The organism is Sinorhizobium sp. 6-70 (genome assembly GCF_030124375.1).
Classification (GTDB): Bacteria; Pseudomonadota; Alphaproteobacteria; order Rhizobiales; family Rhizobiaceae; genus Sinorhizobium.
On sequence record NZ_JASKLS010000010.1, the window covers coordinates 261,422 to 268,360 of the forward strand.

7 protein-coding genes and 1 tRNA gene are annotated in these 6,939 nt (G+C 59.4%); 4 read left to right on the forward strand and 4 right to left on the reverse strand.

Annotation, left to right across the window (positions count from 1 at the left end; all coding sequences use genetic code 11):
• Positions 1 to 110: 110 nt before the first annotated feature.
• Together QN222_RS20370 and QN222_RS20375 are read right to left on the reverse strand one after the other, a co-directional pair.
• Positions 111 to 1,955, reverse strand: a complete 1,845-nt coding sequence (locus QN222_RS20370; protein ID WP_283964111.1) for an AAA family ATPase — start codon at positions 1,953 to 1,955, stop codon at positions 111 to 113.
• Between the two features lies 1 nt (position 1,956).
• Positions 1,957 to 2,256, reverse strand: a complete 300-nt coding sequence (locus QN222_RS20375) for a DUF6634 family protein (protein ID WP_283964110.1) — start codon at positions 2,254 to 2,256, stop codon at positions 1,957 to 1,959.
• A gap of 177 nt (positions 2,257 to 2,433) precedes the next feature.
• Here QN222_RS20375 and QN222_RS30410 point away from each other — a divergent pair, with 177 nt between their 5' ends.
• Complete coding sequence (locus tag QN222_RS30410; RefSeq protein WP_369292080.1) at positions 2,434 to 2,703, forward strand: helix-turn-helix transcriptional regulator; 270 nt, start codon at positions 2,434 to 2,436, stop codon at positions 2,701 to 2,703.
• An 860-nt stretch (positions 2,704 to 3,563) separates the two neighbouring features.
• Here the strand turns inward: QN222_RS30410 and QN222_RS20380 are convergent.
• Positions 3,564 to 3,648: transfer RNA gene (locus QN222_RS20380), tRNA-Leu, on the reverse strand.
• A gap of 193 nt (positions 3,649 to 3,841) precedes the next feature.
• Between QN222_RS20380 and lipB the strand changes: the two genes are divergently transcribed.
• Positions 3,842 to 4,588, forward strand: a complete 747-nt coding sequence (gene lipB / locus QN222_RS20385) for a lipoyl(octanoyl) transferase LipB (RefSeq protein WP_283964109.1) — start codon at positions 3,842 to 3,844, stop codon at positions 4,586 to 4,588.
• Between the two features lie 51 nt (positions 4,589 to 4,639).
• On the opposite strand, the gene QN222_RS20390 is transcribed toward lipB, so the two are convergent.
• Positions 4,640 to 5,533 (reverse strand): DMT family transporter, encoded by an 894-nt coding sequence (locus QN222_RS20390; RefSeq protein WP_283964133.1) that lies wholly within the window; start codon positions 5,531 to 5,533, stop codon positions 4,640 to 4,642.
• Positions 5,534 to 5,810: 277 nt separating this feature from the next.
• Here QN222_RS20390 and QN222_RS20395 point away from each other — a divergent pair, with 277 nt between their 5' ends.
• The gene (locus QN222_RS20395; RefSeq protein ID WP_284005568.1) at positions 5,811 to 6,218 is read left to right on the forward strand and encodes a helix-turn-helix domain-containing protein; all 408 of its coding nucleotides are present in this window, start codon (positions 5,811 to 5,813) and stop codon (positions 6,216 to 6,218) included.
• A gap of 148 nt (positions 6,219 to 6,366) precedes the next feature.
• Positions 6,367 to 6,939: alcohol dehydrogenase catalytic domain-containing protein (locus QN222_RS20400; protein WP_284005569.1), on the forward strand; the 573-nt coding region annotated here is incomplete at its 3' end.

Genomic DNA, 6,939 nt, shown 5'->3' on the forward strand with positions numbered 1-6,939 from the left:
GCGGTTTCTACGCCGTTACGAGCAATGCCGTTCAAGGATTCAATCGTGCGGGCGGACAGGATTGCCGTTGCAATATAGGTGCCTGTCGGCGTTTTGAGACACCGTGTTCGCTATCCTCCGCGCTCGATCTTGAGGGCGCGATGGTTGACCGCCTCCGTCGCAAGGGCGAGGACACGATCCCGCTCGTCAGCGAGCATTTTCAGGACTCGATCATACTGAACGCCGACAATATCAAGGGCCTCGTTCTCGAAGCGTTCAGGCAATGGCGCGTCGACCAAATCTTGGACGGTCCCCAGAAACACAGGTTTCGAGCCGAATCCGTAAGTCCCGACCATCCGTCGAGCGAGTGACGTCGCGCGCTCGATATCGCTGCCCATGATGCCGCCCGATCCGACTGATCTATCGCCGAACACCGCGGCCTCTGCCGCCATACCGGCAAGAGCCACCGCAATGCGATTGAGAAGGCTCGTTTCTGTCGGGAGATGGTCCTCTGTCAGCTCGTAGGAAGCCATACCACCAAGGTATCCTGGAGCCGATGGATCGAACGAGTCCTTGATTTCGATCGTGGCGCTCGTCGCGTATCCGACTGAAAGTGAGACCAAGGCATGACCGGCCTCGTGCACCGCAAGGCGAAGCAGCTCTTCCGGCGTGTAGCTTATCCTTTCCGGAAGCTGAGCTCTGAGGTCTCTCAGTTCCAGCTCTCGATTCTCGTCCCGTGCTTTCTTCCGTGCATCGCGCACGAGCTGTTCCAGCGCCGAACCGGACTTGCCTTCCAAATCTTCGGCAATCTCCGCCAAGCATTCGAGCGGAAAGTTTCCTTCCGCGTGGTAGTTCAAGATCTCGGCCCGCGTGACTTTGTCCGGAAGCGGCAGTGTGAAATGGTGCTCCAGCCGACCGGCGCGCTTGACTGCCGGGTCTATGTACTCCGGAAAGTTCGTGGCGCCGACCACAATGACGCCTTCGCCCAGCCTGGATAGAAGGTTCAGAAACTCGTTCAGAACATTCCGCCAATAGTGATTGTTGCTGTCGCCGGCGGAACTGACCGACCTCGTGCCGATGCTGTCGAGTTCGTCTATGAAGAGGACAGCGCCTCGACCGTCGTTCGCCTCCTCGAAACAGGCCCTCATTGCTTGCAGGGTGTCACCGAGATGTCCCGCCGACTGCCATTCTCCAATGGTCGTGCCGATCAGCCTCATTCCCAGTGCTTTCGCAAGTGCGGATGCAAAGAACGTTTTTCCTGTACCCGGGGGGCCGGAGAGAAGCGCACTGCTGCCGACTTCCTTCCACCGCAGCTCGCCTCCTCGCCAGCGCGCGACGTCGGAACGAAGTCCTGTGGCCCAGAGCTTCGCCTCTTCATACCCCGGCAACTCGAAAAGGTTTGGTCCCTCTATGTGCGGGCGTTCCAGGTCTTCGAGGACGGCAATCTCCTGAGCGCGGAAATCCCTTCTTAGGATTGCCGCAACCACGATGCTTTGCGGTTTCCCGACGAGCAGAAGAGCGTGCTCTTCGGATATCGGAGGCTTTCCCGAAAAACGGCGCGCCGCATGAATGTGACTAGGAGCCGGAGGTTCGACAAACATCAGTGCGGCAGCCGCGAACCGAACGTCCTTTGGAACCTCGTCGATATTCCTGGCGATCAAGACCGCCAATCCGTGAAGGCCGAACACTGTTATGGACTCGTTGGAGCTGCCCTTCTTCCTGGGCGGATTGGCAAGGCACACGCCGGGACGCGGCGCCCACTCATCACTGTCGGCTCCAATCAACGCATAGGCTGCGAGTTCATAGTCCTGTGCGCGATATCCTCCAGGAACCACGAAGATAACAAACCCATCGGAAACCGAACGCAGCGATTGGCCGGCTTCCATCAGAGCCGCGCGCAAGCCCCGGTAGGCTAAGTATGTCGACGGCGTTTTGACCAGCTTGCGGAAACGGTCGCGCGTGTCTCGCCTACCCATGTCACTGCACCCCATGCCGGGAGCCGCCGAGCCGGTACCAGCGGTTCATGGTCCGCGCGAGTCCTAGTTGCGGATCGAGATAAAAAAGCTGGCTCGTGACGATCTTGTTCCCGTCCTGCAGACGAGGATGACCATGAACCACTCCACTGAGAGCGTGCGACCAGCCAAGGACCAGTTTATAGCCGCTGATCGTCGGCGCCTCGGCCAGGACGGCGGATACATCCAGCGTGCCATCATCAAGGCGTCTCAGAGCCTCAAACAATTGCAGTGCTATTGCCGGGCTGTCGAATCGAAAGGTCAAAGACTCATCTCCTCTTGGTTACGTTCTGGAGGAGCCCTATACCACGCGAGTAATTTGGCGTCACCTCTGACGCCTTGGGCGTCGCAATTTTTTTGAGTCCTTGAATTTGTCGTCGTGAGAAGCGCGCTGGCAGGATGAAATATTGCTTGGCTCCGTAACACGTGCGATCTGAAGCAAATGATCGCTCCCCCCAACGTCCTGCGCGCGGCACGTGAGTTGCTTGGCCTGAAACAAGTGGATGCCGCCAACGCGGCAGGTATCTCGAGGCGTACAATTCAGCGCCTGGAGTCGGGTGAACTCGATCGGACGCATGCCTCGATCTTGCTTCAAACCTCCTACGAGCAACAGGGTATCGTGTTCGTTCGACCGGCCAGTGGGCAAGGTTGGGGGCTAATCGATAATTCGAAGGCAAGTGAAGCTGGCAGACAGGATTCGATCGAAGGGTAGCGGTGAGCTTTCAACCGTGAGCTCCCGACTAGGCTGGAGCCAAGCCGAGTTGGCTGGGAAGTCGGGCGAGCATACGATCTCTAACCCGGTTCGAAAACGGGGATGAAACTGCTTCTCCGAAAGTCAGGGATAAACTCTACGGCGCGTTCGTAGTCGCCGATATTCCGTTCATAGCGGCCAACAACGATACGGGAGTGCTCGACGGTGTGGGGTTGCGATGGAAGCAGCCATGTCATCCGCACCAAGGCATCAAGATCATCTGAGCTTGTTTGGCCTCAGGGACGTCCGTGCACGCGTTTGGTCAGTGAGCGACAGCAGAAAACCACAGACATTTCCGTGACGACGGCGTGACGACTTGTGGCAAATTTGATCGGACTGACAAAGCGGGCAGTATCTCCCGCGGGACACGCTAAACCGCTAATTTTGCTTTATATCTGAATTGGTCGCGGGGGCAGGATTTGAACCTGCGGCCTTCAGGTTATGAGCCACAATCGACCCCGACCTCCGGATTACGAAGACGATGACACGCAGCCCAGACGAAGGCACAGCCACCATCAAACCGATTGATCCTCGGCTTTTGACTGCGGCAACGCGCAATATTGGCCGGCATGAAGCCCTTCCTGTAGGGCCGAAGCCGAACAAATTTTGATTGGGAAAACAGAAGCCCGGAGTCCATTGGTCCGAGAACCTAACCCAGGCCCGACGTAGCATGAAAGAAAGGATCGGTCTGTGGAGCCGTCTGTGGCTTTATTCTGCAGTCGGTCGGATGCGCAGTGGGACACAAACTGGGATCAGTCCGGGCCACAAAGGACTCGTCAACAATCGAAAAAGTAAATAAAATCAGTGGCGCCTAAAAGGCATGGTGCGGTCGAGAAGACTCGAACTTCCACGGGTTGCCCCACAGCGACCTCAACGCTGCGCGTCTACCAATTCCGCCACGACCGCATCGTGGTAGGTGCCGATTGCGTCGGCGGGGCTGCATGTAGCAAAAGCATTTGGGGTGCACAAGGGCAAGAAGACAGAAATTTGACGAGAAAAGGAACTATTTCAACAGCACCCTCGCGAAGCGCTGGAAATGCTGGACTCTTGGCGCGCGCCATCCCATTTACGGAGGCGGAAAAATCAGGAATACGGCCTCATGCAGCGCGACAATCTCGACCGGAACATGTTTGCACCGCCAGGATCGCCCGCAGTGCGCTGGCGCATTGCCCCCTCCCTCGTCGACTATCCACAGGCGGTCGAAACCATGGAACGGGAAGCCGCGGCCATTGCCGCCGGCACCGCGGACGAACTGGTCTGGCTGGTCGAGCACCCGCCTCTCTATACGGCAGGCACAAGCGCCGACGCTTCGGACCTCGTGATGCCTGACCGTTTCCCGGTCTTTGCGACCGGTCGGGGTGGCGAATACACCTATCACGGTCCGGGCCAAAGGGTCGTCTATGTGATGCTTGACCTCAAACGACGCCGCCAGGATGTGCGCGCCTTTGTCGCAGCACTCGAGGCGGTCATCATCACGACGCTCGAGTCGATGAACGTCAAAGGCGAGCGCCGCGAAGACCGCGTGGGCGTATGGGTGCGCCGCCCGGAAAAACCGGCACTGCCCGACGGATCAGCGGCCGAAGATAAGATCGCCGCGATCGGAATCCGGCTGCGCAAATGGGTGAGCTTTCATGGCTTCGCACTGAATGTCGATCCGGACCTCGATCATTTCGGCGGAATCGTACCCTGCGGCATCCGCGGCCACGGTGTCACCAGCCTGGTCGATCTTGGCCTGCCGGTCATGATGCCCGACGTCGACATCCGACTGAGGGAGGCGTTCGAAACAGTCTTTGGGCCGACACGCGTCGAAAGCGACTGTCCCCAACCATTGGCGCCGCTCACCTGAATCGGGCTATCGGCGCATAAGTCCGTATATTTGTAATGGTGGCCGGCGAAGTTACGCCCGCTTTCGCTTCTGCACCTGCCGCTCGCGCCAGATGATGTACAGCCCGGATGCGACGATCACGAGAATCCCGAGCCACTTCGAGGGCGTCGGGAAATCTCCAAAAACGATGTAGCCGAGCGCCGTCGCCGAGACGATCTCGAAATAATGGAACGGTGCCAGGAGCGATATCGGCGCGGCCTGAAATGCCTTGACGACAAGGAGATGTCCCCAGCCGGAAATGGTCCCGAGCGCAACGACGAGTACCCAGCCGAGCGCCGATTGCGGTAGTGACGGTTCGAAATCGACCGCACCGAATCCATTGCCGACGGCGATTACTGCCGCCATGAACAGCGTCCCGCCTATGCCGGCGACCGTCTGCATCGTCAGCGGCGAATCGGCGTTGCCAAGGGCGCGATTCAGGAAGAGGTAACAGGCAAAAAGGAAGGCGCAGGCGACCGGCAGCAACGATTTCAGGCCGAAGACGGCAAAGCTCGGCTGGATGACAACCATCGCGCCGCCGAAGCCGACGGCGATCGCCGACCATCGCCGCCATCCCACTTTCTCGCGCAGGATCAGTGCCGAAAGGCATGTCAAAATGAACGGCTCGACGAAGTAGATGGCGAACACATCCGCGAGCGGCATGTATTTCACGGAAACGAAGAAAAAGAGCGCCGCCGCGGCGAGCAGCACGCCGCGAAGAATGTTCGGCCAGGGCCGCTTCGGATAAAACGCCCGCAGCCCACCCGCCGAAAACAACAACGGCGCCGTCGATACGAGTTGAAAGAAGAAGCGGTAAAAGGTCACTTGACCGGGCGACATGCCCTCGTAGACCGCCATGTATTTCGCAATCGCATCCATGCAGGGCAGGATGAGCATGGCGAAGAGCATGATCGCCACGCCGCGCATGACTGCATTGTTCGGCGCAGCGACCGTTCGAAGATGTTCATTCACGGTGAGATTTCCGATGTCGACGCCGAAACTTAACCTGTTTCGTTGAGGTTTCAATGTGCCTTGGCGACGCGACGGACAGTGAGCCGCATTTGACCGCGTTTTTGACGTTCCGAGGTGGTCCGTCGACACGACAATGCCTATAAGCTGATTTCACCTCGCCGCAGCTGGAAGCCGGGGGTGCTTCCGGCAACCATCCGGGTCCTTGAACGCCACCGCGCCAAAGGAGAAAACGATGCGCCTGTCCACCGAAACCATGATCGCGCGTCTTCGCGAAACAGGAGACGGCGACACGCTTGGAGGACGCATCTGGAGAGCGCGTGACGCCGCGAATCTTTCCATGACGGAACTGGCGGATCGGCTTGGCGTGCGGTGTGAAACCGTCGCTGCATGGGAACGCGACCGTGCCGAACCTCGCACCAACCGCCTCTTCATGCTGGCTGGCGTGTTGGGCGTCACTCCGGCTTGGCTGATTGCCGGCCTTGGCCGCGCCCCCGACGACGATCCCTCCCTTAGCTCGAAGGAGGCACTCCGGGAGCAGCTCGATCTTGTCAAGAAATTGCACGCTCAGACCGGCGAGGCCATCGCCGCGCTCGAAGCGGAACTCGATCGCATCCAGCCGACCATTCGTCCGCGACGATAAGCAAGGCCGAAGCGCGTTTTCCTCCCGCATTCCAGTTAACGTAGTAGAATAGTTTATCGCCGATTCCAGCTGATCGCACCGATTGCCGCGTCATGACGGGAGCAATCCAGCACCAGCAACCATTCGCAATTCAAGGGAGGATCCGACAATGGACGTACGCGCCGCCGTCGCCACTCAGGCCGGCAAGCCACTGGAAATCATGACGGTTCAGCTCGAAGGGCCGAAGGCCGGCGAGGTGCTGGTCGAGGTCAAGGCGACCGGCATCTGCCACACCGACGATTTCACCCTGTCCGGCGCCGACCCGGAAGGGCTGTTCCCGGCGATCCTCGGCCACGAGGGCGCCGGCATCGTCGTCGACGTCGGCCCCGGCGTCACCTCGGTGAAGAAGGGCGACCACGTCATCCCGCTCTACACCCCGGAATGCCGTTCCTGCCCGTCGTGCCTCAGCCGCAAGACCAATCTCTGCACCGCCATCCGCGCCACGCAGGGCCAAGGGCTGATGCCCGACGGCACCTCGCGCTTTTCGATCGGCAAGGACAAGATCCACCACTACATGGGCTGCTCGACCTTTGCCAACTTCACCGTGCTTCCGGAGATCGCCGTCGCCAAGGTCAATCCCGAGGCGCCGTTCGACAAGATCTGCTACATCGGCTGCGGCGTGACCACCGGCATCGGCGCGGTGATCAACACCGCCAAGGTGGAAATGGGGTCGACCGCGATC